Raw genomic sequence first — 14,571 nt, forward strand, 5'->3', positions numbered from 1 at the left:
TCGACCTTGCACCGGTACGCGGCGCAGCGGCCCGGTCGTGGCGGCTGGTGTGGACACTCTGCGCCACCCCCCTTCGACGGATGAACATATCTCCACGTCACGAGTCCGTGACTACCGGTACAACGAGCGGATCGCAATTGCGGTATTTACCAGCTAGAACGTTCCTGATATGAAGTCAGTTCATATTCATGAATGAGGAGCGCGCATGGTCCGCACCGCACCGCTCGGGGCTGGATGGTCCAACTGGGCCGGGAACCAGCGTGGCAGCGCCAGCGCGATCCTGCGCCCCGGCTCGCCGACCGACGTCGTAGAAGCCGTCAGATCTGCCGCCGACGACGGCGGCCGGATCCGGGTGACGGGCAGCGGCCACTCGTTCACCGCCGTCGCGCTCGCCGACGACCGTCGGATGGACCTGTCCGACCTGGACACCACCGTCAGCGTGGACGTCGCACACCGACTGGTCACCGTGCCGGCGGGCATGACCCTGCACACGCTCAACGGCCTGCTCGCCCGGCACGGCCTCGCGCTGCCCAACCTCGGCGACATCGACGCGCAGACCGTCGCCGGGGCGATCTCCACCGGCACCCACGGCACCGGAGCCGGCTACGGGTGCCTCTCCACCTTCGTCGAGGCCATCACACTGGTCACCGGCACCGGCGAGGTGCTGCGCTGCTCCGCCGACGAGCATCCCGACGTCCTCGCCGCCGCCCGGGTGTCGCTCGGCGCGCTCGGCGTCCTGGTGGAGGTGACCCTGCGTTGCGTGGACGCCTTCGTCCTGCGCGCCCACGAACGACCGGCCGAACTGGCCGACGTGCTCGGCGAACTACCCGAGCTGATCGGCCGACACGACCATGTCGAGTTCTACTGGTTCCCGTACACGGCCCGGGTCCAGGTCAAGGCCAATGACCGGGTACCCGCCAACGACCGGCCGCTGTCCCGCTGGCGCGGCTGGTTGGACGACGACTTCCTGCCCAACCGGGTCTTCGCCGGCGCCTGCCGACTCGGCCGGGCCGTGCCCGCGCTGGCCCCGGGGATCAGCGCGGTGTCCGTCCGCGCCCTCAGCGAACGGCAGTACACCGGACGCTCCGACCGGGTCTTCTGCACCTCGCGCCGGGTCCGCTTCGTGGAGATGGAGTACGGCCTGCCCCGGGAGGCGTTGCCCGAAGCGCTCGCCGCGCTCCAGCGGATCGTGGACGGCCTGCCGTTCAAGGTGCTCTTTCCGGTGGAGGTGCGATTCACCGCCGCCGACGACATCTGGCTGTCACACGGCTACGGCCGGGACAACGCCTACATCGCCGTGCACCAGTACGTCGGCATGCCGTACGAGCCGTACTTCCGGGCCTTCGAGCAGGTGGCCGCCGGGCTGGGCGGTCGCCCGCACTGGGGCAAGTTGCACTACCGCGACGCCGCCTCGCTGGCCACCGCGTACCCCCGATTCGCGGACTTCCAGGCCGTCCGCGACCGGCTCGACCCACACCGCGTCTTCGCCAACCCCCACCTGAAGCACGTCCTCGGGGTCTGACGGCTCACGTCGGACCGACGCGTGACGATCAGGTGACCCGAGGCGTGGTCAGTCGGTGTTGGAGGCGGCCTTGCGCGGGGCGGCCTTCTTCGCCGGAGCCTTCTTCGCCGCCGTCGCCTTGGCAGTGGTGGTCTTCTTCGCGGCCGTGGACTTGCTGGCGGCGGCCGTCTTCTTGGTGGCCGTCGCCTTCTTCGCGGGCGCCTTCTTCGCCGCCGCCTTCTTCCGCGGCGCCGGACCCTTGGCCCGCTTCTCGGCCAGCATCTCGGACGCTTCCTCGATGGTCAGCGCCTCCGGCGTCTGCCCGCGCCGCAGCGACGCGTTGAACTCCCCGTCGGTCACGTACGGACCGAACCGGCCGTCCTTGATCACCAACGGCTTCTCGGTCGCCGGGTCCACGCCCATCTCGCGCAGCGGCGGTGCCGCGGCTCGCCGTCCACGGGCCTTCGGGGCGGCCAGCAGAGCCAGCGCCTCGTCCAGACCGACGGTGAACATCTGGTCCTCGGACTCCAGCGAACGGAACTCCTCGCCCCGCTTGACGTACGGGCCGTAGCGACCGTTGTTCGCGAAGATCTCGACGCCGTCCGGCGCGACACCGATCAGCCGGGGAAGGCTGAGCAGCTTGAGCGCCTCCTCCAGGGTCAGCGAGTCCGGGGTCTGCGTACGCAGCAGCGAGGACTTCCGCTCGCCGCTGGACACGTACGGGCCGAACCGGCCGGACTTGAGCACGATCGGCTCGCCGGTGCCGGGGTCGTCGCCGAGCTTGCGCTCGCCGCTGCCGCCCAGGAACAGCTCGTGCACCTTCTCCGGTGTCAGCTCGTCCGGGGCCAGGCCCTCGGGGATCGGCGCCCGGTCACCCTGGGTGCCGCCCTCCTCGCCCTCACCCGAAGCCGCGGCCGGTGCCGGCTGCTCGCCGCCGGGCAGCTCCCGTTGCAGGTACGGCCCGTAGCGGCCGACCCGCACGACGACCTCGCGACCGTCGTCGTCGGTGAAGAGCGGGATGGAGTTGACGCTGCGGGCGTCGATGTCGTTGAGGTTCTCGGTGACCAGCTTCTTGAGCCCGCCGGAACGAGCGATGTCCTGGTCGCCGGCACCGTTGGAGCTGCCGAAGTAGAACGCCGTGAGGAAGTCGACCGCCGCGTGGTCACCGCCGGCGATCTCGTCCAGCTCGTTCTCCATCGTGGCGGTGAAGTCGTAGTCGATCAGGCGGGGGTAGTGCCGCTCCATCAGCCCGATCACCGCGAAGGCCAGGAAGGTCGGGATCATCGCCTGGCCGCGCTTGGTGACGTACCCCCGGTCCTGGATCGTCTGCATGATCGACGCGTAGGTGGACGGGCGGCCGATGCCCAGCTCTTCCAGGGCCTTGACCAGCGACGCTTCGGTGTAGCGCGACGGCGGCTGGGTGTGGTGGCCCTGCGCGGCCAACTCGTCGGCGGTCAACCGCTGGTCCTTGACCAGGGTGGGCAGCCGACGCTCGGCGTCCTCGGCCTCGGCGTTCTCGTCGTCGCTCGACTCGACGTAGGCGCGCAGGAAGCCCGGGTCGGTGATGGTCTTGCCGGTCGCGCCGAAGTCGGCTTCCTCCTGCGAGGTGGAGACCGCCCGGATGCGCACCGACACGCTGGAGCCGACAGCGTCGGTCATCTGCGAGGCGATGGTGCGCCGCCAGATCAGCTCGTAGAGCTTGAACTCCTCGGCGGACAGCTCCTTGGCCACCTCACCCGGGGTACGGAAGTTGTCCCCCGCCGGGCGGATCGCCTCGTGCGCCTCCTGCGCGTTCTTCACCTTGCCGGTGTAGCGGCGCGGCTCCGGCGGAACGCTGCGCTCGCCGTACAGCTCGACGATCTGTCGGCGGGCCGCCGAGATGGCGGTCTCCGACAGGTTGACCGAGTCGGTACGCATATAGGTGATGTAGCCGTTCTCGTACAGGCGCTGCGCGGTACGCATCGTCTGCTGCGAGGACAGGCGCAGCTTGCGGGCCGCCTCCTGCTGGAGGGTCGAGGTGATGAACGGCGCGTACGGGCGACGGCGGTAGGGCTTCTCCTCCACCCGGGTGACGGTGAACGGCCGCCCCTCCAGTCGGGCCGCTAGACCCCGGGCGCCGCCCTCGTCGAGGTGCACGACGCCAGCGCCGGCCCGGACGCGACCGGTGGTCGGCTCGAAGTCCTTACCGGTGGCGATCCGGTCGCCGTTGAGAGCGATCAGGGTGGCGTTGAAGGCACGCGGGCCCTCACCGGCGTCGGCCACCGCGAGGCTGGCCAGGATGTCCCAGTATTCGGCGGTGCGGAAGGCCATCCGCTGCCGCTCCCGCTCGACCACGATGCGGGTCGCCACGGACTGCACCCGGCCCGCCGAGAGCCGTGGCATGACCTTCTTCCACAGCACCGGCGAGACCTCGTAGCCGTACAGGCGGTCGAGGATCCGGCGCGCCTCCTGGGCGTCCACCAGATCGCGGTCGATCTCCCGCGGGTTGGCCACCGCCGCCTGGATCGCCGGCTTGGTGATCTCGTGGAAGACCATCCGCTTGACCGGGACCTTGGGCTTGAGCGTCTCGACCAGGTGCCAGGCGATGGCCTCGCCCTCACGGTCCTCATCCGTCGCCAGGAAGATCTCGTCGACTTCCTTTGCCAGCTTCACCAGCTTGCTGATCTGCTGCTTACGGTCGGCGGAGACGACGTAGAGCGCCTGGAAGCCGTTGTCGACGTCCACCCCGAGCCGGGCCCAGGGCTCCTTCTTGTGCTTGGCCGGCACGTCGGCGGCGTTGCGTGGCAGGTCGCGGACGTGACCGAAGCTGGCCTCCACGACGTACCCCGGGCCGAGGTAGCCCGAGATCGTCTTGGCCTTCGCCGGTGACTCGACGATGACCAGACGGGTGGTTCCAGCGTTGCTCGGCACGTCTCTCCCCGACCTCACTCCTGCTCGTGGCCTGCCGGCGCCCGGACAGCGACCGCTTTCGACCCCGCCGTCGCACCGGCGGTCCGGATGTCCAACGTAACGCGCCGCCCGCGTTTCGGGTTTCGCGGGCCGCAATCCGCTTCGACGCGGCTGTCGACGCCACTGCGCCACGCTCGGCACTGCCGGACGGCGCCACCGTACACCGTGGGTAGGGCTCGAAGCGGGTCACTGTGACGATGGCGGGCCCACGACCCGCCCGTTTTCCGCCTGGATCGACCCGCCGTCTGTCCGGCACCAGACACCCGGCCACACCGTCTCAAGCCGCCGCCCAACCGGGTCGATCATGGACTTATGGTGGGCGTTTTAGCCCCGGACGAGCAATACATCCCGCACACCACAACTCCATGATCGACACGATGAGGGGTGGATCAGGTTGGCCAGGCTTCGGGTGGTGTGGCGGGCGGCGGCCCGCCGACCAGTTCGGCGAGCCGCGCCAACCGGCGGCGGCCGGTGATCCGGTACGCCGGGCCGCCCTCACCCGGGCCGAGCAGCGCCCCGGCCAGCCCCGCCGAGGCGAGCGCCACGCCGATCGGCTCCCAACACTCCTGGTCGTCGACGCCCAGCCGCAACAGGAAGCAGTCCGGAGGCTCCGGCGTCCCGGCGGCGGCCAGCCACAGCCGCAACCGCCGACCGGTCAGGTGGAACGCGGCCGGCGGACGCTTCGTCGTACCGTGCAGCCAGGCGGCCGCCAGCGGCTTCAAGATCCGGGTGTACGACGTACGAACGGCGTGTCGCGCGCCCTCGGTCGGCTCCCAGCTCGCCGCCAGCCCCCTCGACGCCAGCTCGGCGACGAGCACGTGCACCCGCCAGGCGGCGTCCACCTGCACCGAGAGCCGGGCGGTGCCGCCCATCCGGACCACCTCGGCCGGCCCGGCGAGCAGCCCGGCCAGGTCGGCGACGGTCGGTTCGGCCGCATCCGCGCCGAAGAAGACAAGTTGCCGGCCCGCGTCGTCCGTCTGGGGCGGGCCGTTCCGAACCGGGCCGCCCGGCGACGGGCGGTCCTGCGGCGCGCCGCCACGGCGTCGCCCGGGAGTGGGCGTGTCGGACTCGGGCGCGGGGAACAGCGCCGGGGGCGGCTGTGCCTTCCCGGTGTCACCGAGCCCGCTCAGCGACACTCCGGCACCTCGTCGAATGCCTGTTTCAACTCCTCGGAGTTGAGCTTGCTGGTATCCAGCGCGCCGGCGTCGTACTCCTTGTTGAGGGTCTCCACGGCGGCCCGCACGCCGTCGTAGAAGGCCGTCGGCTCGCCGGTGCCCAGGCCGTCGATGGTGTCCCGGGCACGGCCGTACGCGTCCCGCATCTTCCCCAGGGAGCTGCGGAAACCCGCGGAGATGGCCTCGCCGTTCTCCGCCTCCGGGATGCCCGCCTTCTCCACCTTGCTGCGCGCGGCCTCGCTGGCCTGCTCCGCCCCGTCGAAGAGCCGCACCAGGTTCTCCTTGGCCTGCGCCGGCGTGGTCTGCGCGGTCATCTGCTCGTCGGTGCTGCTGGTCAACTTGTTGATCTCGGAGCGCCATGGGGTGAGGGCGCCACAGACCGAGGCCGCCCAGGCCCGTGGGCTGGGGCCGCCGCCGCAGCCGGCCAGAACGACGATCGTGGCCAGGACCACCGTGAGCTTTCCGGCGGCAGACGCCCGGCACGTACGCATGCGTTGCAGCGTACGGCCTTTGGCCAGGTGTGGCATCGGGCCGGACGGCCGGGGTCCCCGGTCGACAAGCCACGTCGACCGGGGACCCGGGCCGTTCCTGGATCAGGCGTTGACCGTCTCCGGGCGGTGGTCGGTGCTGCCCGCGCCGGCGTTGCCGTCGGCGTCCGAGTCGGACATCGCGATGCCCTTGCGCTTGCTGAACACCACCGACGCCACGATGATCAGCGTCGCGACCAGTGCGATGCCGACCCGCAGGCCGACGTTGCGGTCGTCGCCGACGCTCCAGGCCACCACGGCGGGCGCGATCAGCAGCGAGACCAGGTTCATCACCTTGATCAGCGGGTTGATCGCCGGGCCGGCGGTGTCCTTGAACGGGTCGCCGACGGTGTCGCCGATGACCGTGGCGGAGTGCGCCTCGGAGCCCTTGCCCCCGTACGCGCCGTCCTCGACCAGCTTCTTGGCGTTGTCCCAGGCCCCACCGGAGTTGGACAGGAACACCGCCATCAGGGTGCCGGCACCGATCGCACCGGCCAGGTACGCGGCGAGCGCGCCGGGCCCGAGGCCGAAGCCGACAGCGATCGGCGCCAGGATGGCGAGCAGGCCGGGGGTCATCAGCTCGCGCTGCGCGTCCCGGGTGCAGATGTCGACGACCTTGCCGTACTCCGGGCGCTGGGTGCCGTCCATGATGCCGGGCAGCTCACGGAACTGCCGGCGGACCTCCATCACCACGGCACCGGCCGAGCGGGACACCGCGTTGATGGCCAGCCCGGAGAAGAGGAAGACCACCGCCGCGCCGATGATCAGGCCGACCAGGTTGCGCGGGTTCGCCACGTTCAGCGAGTTGAGGATCTCCGTACCGACGTCGCCCACGCCAGCGTCCTCGTACGCGCTGCGGAGCGAGTCGGTGTAGGAGCCGAACAGCGCGGTCGCCGCGAGGACCGCCGTGGCGATCGCGATGCCCTTGGTGATCGCCTTGGTGGTGTTGCCGACGGCGTCCAGCTCGGTGAGCGTGCGAGCGCCGTGCTCGTCGAGGTCACCGGACATCTCGGCGATGCCCTGGGCGTTGTCGGAGATCGGCCCGAAGGTGTCCATCGCGACGATCACGCCGACAGTGGTGAGCAGGCCGGTGCCGGCCAGCGCCACCGCGAACAGCGACAGCGTGATGGAGCTGCCGCCGAGGAGGAACGCCCCGAAGACGCCGGCGCCGATCAGGAGCGCCGAGTAGACCGCCGACTCCAGACCGATGCTGATGCCGGCCAGGATGACGGTTGCGGCACCGGTCTGCGAGCTCTTGCCGATGTCCTGCACCGGTCGCCGGTTGGTCTCGGTGAAGTAGCCGGTCAGCGCCTGGATCGCGGCTGCCAGCACGATGCCGATCACGACCGCGCCGATGGCGACCAGCCGGGGGTTGCCAGGCGCGTCGGTGAGCCCGCTGTCGAACTCGCCGAACGTCGCCGGGAGGTACGCGAAGGCGGCGACAGCCACCAGCACCGCGGAGAGCACAGCCGACAGGTAGAAGGCCCGGTTGATCGCGGTCAGGGCGTTGCGGTCGGTCGCACGCAGCCGGGTGATGAAGACGCCGACGATGGCGATCAGCACGCCGATGGTGGAGATGATCAGCGGGAAGACCAGGCCCTCCTCGCCGAACGCGGCGCGGCCGAGGATCAGCGCGGCGACCAGCGTGACCGCGTACGACTCGAACAGGTCGGCAGCCATGCCGGCGCAGTCACCGACGTTGTCGCCCACGTTGTCGGCGATGGTTGCGGCGTTGCGCGGGTCGTCCTCGGGGATGCCCTGCTCGACCTTGCCGACCAGGTCGGCGCCGACGTCGGCGGCCTTGGTGAAGATGCCGCCGCCGACCCGCATGAACATCGCGAGCAGCGCGGCGCCGAAGCCGAAGCCCTCCAGCACGGTGGGCGCGTCACCCCGGTAGATCAGGACGACCAGCGCGGCACCGAAGAGGCCGAGGCCGACGGTGAAGAAGCCGACGACACCACCGGTCCGGAACGCGATCTTCATGGCCGCCTCGCGGCCGCCTGCCCGCTCCCTCGCGGCGGCGGCCACCCGCAGGTTGGCTCTGGTGGCCAGCCACATGCCGGCGCCGCCGATGAACGCGCTGAACAGGGCGCCCACCACGAAGAAGAGTGACCGGCCGAGCTTCACCGCGAGCTCACTGCCGTCGGTGTCGTGCACCGGAAGCAGGAAGAGCAGCACGACGGCGATGACCACGAAGATCGCCAGGGTGCGGAACTGTCGGAGCAGGTAGGCCGAGGCGCCCTCCTGGACGGCCCCCGAGATCTCCTGCATTTTCTCGGTGCCCTTGCCAGCGGCCAGCACCGTTTTCGTCAGGGCGGCAGCGAAACCAAGTGCCACCAGCGCGACAACCGCGGCGATGACGACGTAGGTGACATTGCTTCCGGTAAGGGAAAGCCCGCCGCCGTCGGCGGCCAAGGTCTCGGACATCTGTGTCCTCCTGTTACCGAACAATCGCGCCGGTGAGTGGAGACGCACTGACCGACGCCTGGATGCGGACTCGCAAGCGCGCGCCAACCCACCAGCGGACCAGCGATGAACACCCATACCCGCTGGCTGCGGGATAGGTCACTTGCTGACAACCCGGGTACTGTAGCCCTCCACAGTGTTGGAGGTCACACCCAGGTGGCACCGTGTCGCGATGATCTTCGTCGCTGTGTTATGAAACGAAATCTGATATAGGGCCCGATCCATGCAGAGAAGGCCGCATCCCCAGCAGGGGACGCGGCCTACGCAGCGGAAGTGGTCAGCGGCCGACCGGCCACACCATCCGCACCTCGGTGCCGATGCCCTCGTCGACCGGGCGCACCTGGAGGTCCTCGACGAAACCGGCGAGCAGCGCGAAGCCGACGCCGGTGGTGAGCGCCTCATCGGTCAGCGACTCGTTGGCCAGCTCGTCGGGCGGCAGCGCGGTCAGACCGATACCCGCCTCGATCGGCGCCCGGTCCACCACCCGCACGGCGTACGAGCCACCGTCGGACATCTCGACCAGCACCGGGTCGGCCAGGCCGTACTGCCGGTGCAGGGCCACCGCGCGGGTGCACGCCTCACCGATGGCCAGGCGCACCTCGTCCAGCAGGTCCTCCCGCACCCCGGCCCGCCGGGCGACGGCGACGCCGACCAGGCGGGCGGTGCGCACGTGCACCGGAGCGGGCGAGAAGGAGAGCTTGACTGTCGCCATCACGCGTCGGCGCCCGCCGAGTCGGCGCTGACCGCCGCGTCGACCGTCGGGTGCAGCGGAAACACCTGGTCCAGCGCGGTGATCCGGAAGATCTTGAGCAGCGGCTCCTTGTCGCAGACCAGCGCGAACGAACCGCTGGCCGAGCGGAGCCGCTTGAGCGCGCCGACCAGCACGCCCAGCCCGGTCGAGTCGAGGAAGTCCACCCGACCGAGGTCCACCACCACGTGACGGGCGCCACCGTCGATCAGTTCGAGGAGTCGCTCACGGAGCCGGGGCGCGGTGTAGACGTCCACCTCACCACCGACCTCGAGCACCGTGTGCTCGCCCACGGTGCGGGTCGCCAGTGACAGCTCCATCGGTCCTCCTCGCCAGAGCCGTAAACTCTCGTGGGCATCTAACCACTACCGCCGGGGCGGCCTGCGGACGCCAGCGGAGGCTTCCCCTTACCCCGGTGTCCGACTTTTCATCTCCGAACACCAGTGCGAGAGTGCAGGGCGTGACCTCCAACGACTTCAGCTCCGCGCGCGGCACGCCGCGCCACGACCTGGAGTCGTCGTCCGCGGCCACCGTATCCGCTGGTCCCGGGACCGGGCCAGCGCCCGCCGACCTGCTGCGCCGGCTACGCGCCCGAGGCGCCGCCGACCCGGTCACCCACGTCGAGCGGGTGCCGGCCCGCGCCGGGGTGCCCGCGCCGTGGCCGCCGTGGGCATCGGCGGAGCTGCGCGCGGCGTTCACCCGACGCGGCGTGGTCGCGCCGTGGCAGCACCAGGCCGAGGCTGCCAACCTGGCGTACGAGGGCCAGCACGTTGTCGTCGCCACCGGCACCGCGTCCGGCAAGTCACTGGCGTACCAACTGCCCGCCCTGGCCACCCTGCTCGCCGACCCCCGGGCCACGGTGCTCTACCTGGCACCGACCAAGGCCCTCGCCGCGGACCAGTTGCGCGCCGTCTCCGCGCTGGAGCTGGAAGGGGTACGCCCCGCCTGCTACGACGGGGACACTCCGCGCACCGAGCGGGAGTGGATCCGGCGGCACTCCCGGTTCGTGCTGACCAACCCGGACATGCTGCACCACGGCATCCTGCCCGGGCACGCCCAGTGGTCCGGCTTCCTGCGCCGACTCGCGTACGTGGTGATCGACGAGTGCCACACGTACCGGGGCGTGTTCGGCTCGCACGTCGCGCACGTGCTGCGTCGGCTGCGCCGGCAGTGCGCCCGGTTCGGGGCCACCCCGGTGTTCGTGCTCGCCTCGGCGACGTCCGGTGACCCGGCCACCGCGGCCGGGCGTCTCACCGGGCTGCCGGTGACGGCGGTCACCGAGGACGCCTCCCCCCGCGGCGGGGTCACCTTCGCGCTCTGGGAACCGCCGCTGCTGCCACCCGACTCGTCGGCCTCCACCCCGGTGCCGCCGCAGGCGACGGGCGAACACGACGAGCTCCACCAGGTCCGCCGGTCGGCGCTGCGCGAGACCGCGGACCTGCTCGCCGACACGGTCGCCGAGGGGGTACGCACCCTCGCCTTCGTCCGCTCCCGCAAGGGCGCGGAGGTGGTGGCCACCAACGCGCGTCGAGCGCTGGACGACGCGGTTCCGGGGCTCGGCGACCGGGTGGCCGCCTACCGGGGTGGCTACCTGCGGGAGGAGCGGCGCGAGCTGGAACGGGCGCTGCTGCACGGCGACCTGCTCGGCCTGGCCTCCACCAACGCGCTGGAGCTGGGCGTGGACCTGGTCGGGCTCGACGCGGTGCTGATCTGCGGCTACCCGGGCACCCGGGCGTCGCTGTGGCAGCAGGCGGGCCGCGCCGGCCGTTCCGGGCAGGAGGCCCTCGCGGTGCTGGTGGCCCGGGACGATCCCCTGGACACCTACCTGGTGCACCACCCGGAGGCGATCTTCGGCGCGCCGGTGGAGGCGACTGTGCTCGACCCGGCCAACCCGTACGTGCTGGCACCGCAGCTGGCCTGCGCCGCGGTGGAGGCACCGCTCACACCTGCCGACCTGGCGCTCTTCGGCGAGGGGGCGAAGGAGGCGGTCGACGAGCTGGTCGCGGCGGGGGCGCTGCGGCAGCGGCCCACCGGTTGGTACTGGCGGCACCGCGAGCGGCCAGAGGTGGACCTGCGCGGCGAGGGCGGTGCCCCGGTCGCGGTGGTGGAGTCGTCGACCGGCCGGCTGCTCGGCACTGTCGACGGCGGCTCGTCGCACTTCCTGCTGCATTCCGGCGCGGTCTATCTGCACCAGGGTGTCTCGTACGTGGTCGACCAGCTTGACCTGGCCGACGGTTGCGCGCTGGTACGCGCCGAGGAACCGGACTGGTCCACTCACGCCCGCGACGTCACCGACCTGTCGGTGGTGTCGGTGCGCTCCTACGTGGACGCCGGCCCGGTGGGCATGTTCCTCGGTGAGGTGGATGTGACCAGTCAGGTGGTGTCGTACCAACGGCGGCGGATCGCCACCGGCGAGGTGATCGACACCCGGCCGCTGGACCTGCCCACCCGGGAGCTTCGCACGGTGGCGGTCTGGTTCACCCTGTCACCGCAGTCGTTGGCCCTCGCCGGGGTCCAGCCGGCCGACGTGCCGGGTGCGTTGCACGCCGCCGAACACGCCGCGATCGGCCTGCTGCCGCTGATGGCCACCTGCGACCGGTGGGACATCGGCGGGCTCTCCACCGCCCTGCACCCCGACACCGAGGCGCCGACCGTCTTCGTCTACGACGGGCATCCGGGTGGAGCCGGGTTCGCCGAGCGGGCGTACGGGACGGCGGCGGCGTGGCTGCGGGCCACCCGGGACGCGATCGCGGAGTGCGGCTGTGAGGCCGGCTGCCCGTCCTGCGTGCAGTCACCGAAATGCGGCAACGGCAACAATCCCCTCTCCAAGCCGGACGCGATCCGGGTGCTCGACGTGGTGTTGGCGAACCTGCCGGACTGAGCGGCTTGCATGAATCGGCTTGGCACGGGGCACAATGGTATGGGAGCGCTTCCATCGATGCCCATGTTGCCGACCGCCCCCGTGCCCGAGGAGAAGCCGTGGCCGACACCATCGCCGAAACCGTCGACCTGCTCTACACCATCGACCAGGACAATCTCACCCTCGACCAGCAGATCGCGCTGGGGTCGGCACTGGCCGCCCTGGCCCAGGCGGAACGGCTGGAACAGATCAACGAGCGGCTGCGCGGCATCCACCAGGTGCTGAACACCTGGGCGCTGCGGGCCGCGAACTCCGTCGACAGTCGCTGAGGTCTTTCGGAGTGGTCCTGCCAGGGCACCAGTGACCACTTCGTGCTGGGTAGTCGTCCGGGGACCTCGACGGCTACCCAGCAGCTTCTGATCATGGGCGGCAGGGACGCGACGATTGTCGGGCTGTGCGAGACTCCGGCGCACCAACCCCCGGAGGAGTACACATGCAGCTCGACAACTTGCAGGGCCAGCACCAGTTCCACATCCGCCAGCGACTGCGCATGATGGTCAACCAGTACGAGGTCCGGGCGGTCGCCCCCGATGGCACCGAGGGTGAGCTGCTGGCGTTCGCGCAGCAGAAGCGGCTCGCCTTCAAGGAGCAGGTGACCATCTACACGGATGACTCCAAGCAGCAGCCTCTGCTCGGCTTCAAGGCCCGCCAGCGCATCGACCTCGGTGCCACGTACGACGTCACCGACGCGGCCGGCAACGCGATCGGGCTGTTCCGCAAGGACTTCGCCCAGTCGCTGCTGCGCTCCACCTGGCACGTCGAGCAGGCCGGTCTGCCGCAGGTGACGGGCCAGGAGCGGAGCATGCCGGTGGCACTGCTGCGTCGCTTCGTCGACTCGCTGTCCTGGCTGCCGTACCACTTCGACTTCACCGCAGGCGGTCAGCCGGTCTTCACGGTGGTCAAGAAGTGGGGCCTGCGCGACAAGTACGTCGTCGAGGTGCAGAACCCGCAGATCGACCGTCGCCTGGTCATCGCGATGGCCGTCGCCCTCGACGCGCTCCAGGCCCGCTGACACACCCGGCCCGGGCCACGGCGGCGCGGCGACCCTCCACCGTCGCCGTAGCGGCCACCCAATCCTCGGCTGCCGGCCGGGACCTCAACCAGTCCCGGCCGGCGGGCCGCAGGCGTGTCCTGACTCCCGGGCGATAGACCGTTGCACCGCGCCGCCGGGCGGCAGGCCGTTGAACGCACTGCCGGGCGGCAGACCGTTGCACCGCGCCGCCGGGCGGCAGGCCGTTGAACGCACCGCCGGGCGGCAGGCCGTTGGTGACCCGGCCCCCTGCCCCCGGATGTGGTCCGCTCCCCCTTTGGAGCTGATGTCGTAAACGCATCACGCCTGGCGTCGTAAACGATTCAGCTCCGTAGCGTCCACCAATCCCACGAGTGCCCCAGCTCGCTTCAGCCGCGCAACGGCCCCTACCTGCGCTTGACACCACGGCACCGGTCAGGCGGGCAACCACACGGCTCAACCACGTACCGGGCCGGCGCGGGCGCTCGCCGTAGCCACCCGGGTCAGGCCGGGTAGCGGCGTGAACGCCACCTCGACCGTCACCAGCACGTCCATCCCGTCGAGGCGACAGCCGACCAGCCGGCCGTCGTTGCGACCGGCGAGGTCGGATGCGGACGCGCACGCTGCGGCGTCGCCGTCGAGCGCCCGCGCCGCCCCGGCCAGCGCGCCGAGGTCGGCAGCTACCGCCGCCCGCTGGCTCGCCATTCCGGCGGCGACGATGGCGGCACCGAACGTCCCGAACACCACGAAGACGAGCCCCATCGCCAGCAGCAGGACCGTGGCGCCACCTCGCTGCCGGTCCGGCCGGCCATCAACGTGCTCCCCGGAAGCCGGTCGGTGACCGGCGCGGGGTGACTGATCCCTTCGCACTACCAACTCCCCTGGTGCGCGCCCGGTTCGACGGCGGCGACTGCGGTGGCGACCACGGTGATCCGCGGTAGCCGGCCGCCCAACGTCCGGACGGGTGCCCGTACCGTCGCCCGCACCAGGTCGCCGTCGACGGACACTGAGACCGCCGCGCCCGGCGGCACCGCGCTGTCACCCTCCGCGCCGCCGTCCGCGCCCCGGGCGGCGGCGAGCGCAGCCTCCCGGGCCGCGTGCAGGCAGCCCGCCTGTGCGCTGACGGCGTTGACAGCGGTCAGGCCGGCCAGCAGGAGCAGGAGCAGCGCCGGCAGGCCGGCCGCCAGTTCGGCGGTGAAGGACCCCCGGTCCCCGCCAACGGTCCGCGGAAGGACGCGAAGTCTCCGCCCGCCGCGTGCCGCCAGCCCGGGAACGC

At 71.2% G+C, this 14,571-nt stretch carries 12 protein-coding genes; 4 read left to right on the plus strand and 8 right to left on the minus strand.

Features of this window, described 5'->3' with window-relative positions:
* Positions 1-205: 205 nt before the first annotated feature.
* Positions 206-1,522 (plus strand): D-arabinono-1,4-lactone oxidase, encoded by a 1,317-nt coding sequence (locus ACGF3C_RS02525; RefSeq protein WP_357231295.1) that lies wholly within the window; start codon positions 206-208, stop codon positions 1,520-1,522.
* A 48-nt stretch (positions 1,523-1,570) separates the two neighbouring features.
* Here the strand turns inward: ACGF3C_RS02525 and topA are convergent, their stop codons facing one another.
* From topA to ACGF3C_RS02555, 6 genes are all read right to left on the minus strand, one after another.
* Positions 1,571-4,411, minus strand: a complete 2,841-nt coding sequence (gene topA, locus ACGF3C_RS02530) for a type I DNA topoisomerase (protein ID WP_393218117.1) — start codon at positions 4,409-4,411, stop codon at positions 1,571-1,573.
* Between the two features lie 428 nt (positions 4,412-4,839).
* Positions 4,840-5,586: a hypothetical protein gene (locus tag ACGF3C_RS02535; RefSeq protein WP_357235306.1), complete on the minus strand. Its 747-nt coding sequence runs from the start codon at positions 5,584-5,586 to the stop codon at positions 4,840-4,842.
* Positions 5,577-6,116: a hypothetical protein gene (locus tag ACGF3C_RS02540; protein WP_357198393.1), complete on the minus strand. Its 540-nt coding sequence runs from the start codon at positions 6,114-6,116 to the stop codon at positions 5,577-5,579. Before ACGF3C_RS02540 ends, ACGF3C_RS02535 begins: the two co-directional genes overlap by 10 nt.
* Positions 6,117-6,218: 102 nt before the next feature.
* A complete protein-coding gene (locus ACGF3C_RS02545; RefSeq protein ID WP_357223760.1) occupies positions 6,219-8,579 on the minus strand; it encodes a sodium-translocating pyrophosphatase in 2,361 nt (786 codons plus the stop codon).
* A gap of 316 nt (positions 8,580-8,895) precedes the next feature.
* The gene (locus tag ACGF3C_RS02550) at positions 8,896-9,333 is read right to left on the minus strand and encodes an ATP-binding protein (protein ID WP_030334228.1); all 438 of its coding nucleotides are present in this window, start codon (positions 9,331-9,333) and stop codon (positions 8,896-8,898) included.
* The gene (locus ACGF3C_RS02555; RefSeq protein ID WP_355004901.1) at positions 9,330-9,686 is read right to left on the minus strand and encodes an STAS domain-containing protein; all 357 of its coding nucleotides are present in this window, start codon (positions 9,684-9,686) and stop codon (positions 9,330-9,332) included. The genes ACGF3C_RS02550 and ACGF3C_RS02555 overlap by 4 nt, the downstream gene beginning before the upstream one ends.
* A gap of 188 nt (positions 9,687-9,874) precedes the next feature.
* On the opposite strand from ACGF3C_RS02555, the gene ACGF3C_RS02560 reads away from it, so the two are divergent.
* The 3 genes from ACGF3C_RS02560 to ACGF3C_RS02570 all read left to right on the plus strand — a co-directional run bounded on the left by ACGF3C_RS02560 (position 9,875) and on the right by ACGF3C_RS02570 (position 13,298).
* Positions 9,875-12,247 (plus strand): DEAD/DEAH box helicase, encoded by a 2,373-nt coding sequence (locus tag ACGF3C_RS02560; protein WP_393219051.1) that lies wholly within the window; start codon positions 9,875-9,877, stop codon positions 12,245-12,247.
* Positions 12,248-12,345: 98 nt separating this feature from the next.
* Entirely contained in the window at positions 12,346-12,555 is a 210-nt protein-coding gene (locus ACGF3C_RS02565; protein WP_357223754.1) for a hypothetical protein, read from the plus strand.
* A 164-nt stretch (positions 12,556-12,719) separates the two neighbouring features.
* Positions 12,720-13,298: a hypothetical protein gene (locus tag ACGF3C_RS02570; RefSeq protein ID WP_357223751.1), complete on the plus strand. Its 579-nt coding sequence runs from the start codon at positions 12,720-12,722 to the stop codon at positions 13,296-13,298.
* 453 nt (positions 13,299-13,751) lie between these two features.
* Here ACGF3C_RS02570 and ACGF3C_RS02575 read toward each other — a convergent pair whose 3' ends face one another.
* Positions 13,752-14,165, minus strand: a complete 414-nt coding sequence (locus tag ACGF3C_RS02575) for an Rv3654c family TadE-like protein (protein ID WP_393218125.1) — start codon at positions 14,163-14,165, stop codon at positions 13,752-13,754.
* Complete coding sequence (locus tag ACGF3C_RS02580; protein WP_393219054.1) at positions 14,165-14,560, minus strand: TadE family type IV pilus minor pilin; 396 nt, start codon at positions 14,558-14,560, stop codon at positions 14,165-14,167. The genes ACGF3C_RS02575 and ACGF3C_RS02580 overlap by 1 nt, the downstream gene beginning before the upstream one ends.
* Positions 14,561-14,571 lie beyond the last annotated feature (11 nt).

Origin of the sequence: Micromonospora sp. NPDC047762 (genome assembly GCF_043204655.1) — a bacterium.
Taxonomy (GTDB): domain Bacteria; phylum Actinomycetota; class Actinomycetes; order Mycobacteriales; family Micromonosporaceae; genus Micromonospora.

Excerpts from the sequence above, each read along its gene's own strand:
- ACGF3C_RS02525 (WP_357231295.1), top strand. The coding sequence starts at position 206 with ATGGTCCGCACCGCACCGCTCGGGGCTGGATGGTCCAACTGGGCCGGG.
- ACGF3C_RS02540 (WP_357198393.1), bottom strand. The coding sequence starts at position 6,116 with ATGCGTACGTGCCGGGCGTCTGCCGCCGGAAAGCTCACGGTGGTCCTG.
- ACGF3C_RS02545 (WP_357223760.1), bottom strand. The coding sequence starts at position 8,579 with ATGTCCGAGACCTTGGCCGCCGACGGCGGCGGGCTTTCCCTTACCGGA.
- ACGF3C_RS02555 (WP_355004901.1), bottom strand. The coding sequence starts at position 9,686 with ATGGAGCTGTCACTGGCGACCCGCACCGTGGGCGAGCACACGGTGCTC.
- ACGF3C_RS02570 (WP_357223751.1), top strand. The coding sequence starts at position 12,720 with ATGCAGCTCGACAACTTGCAGGGCCAGCACCAGTTCCACATCCGCCAG.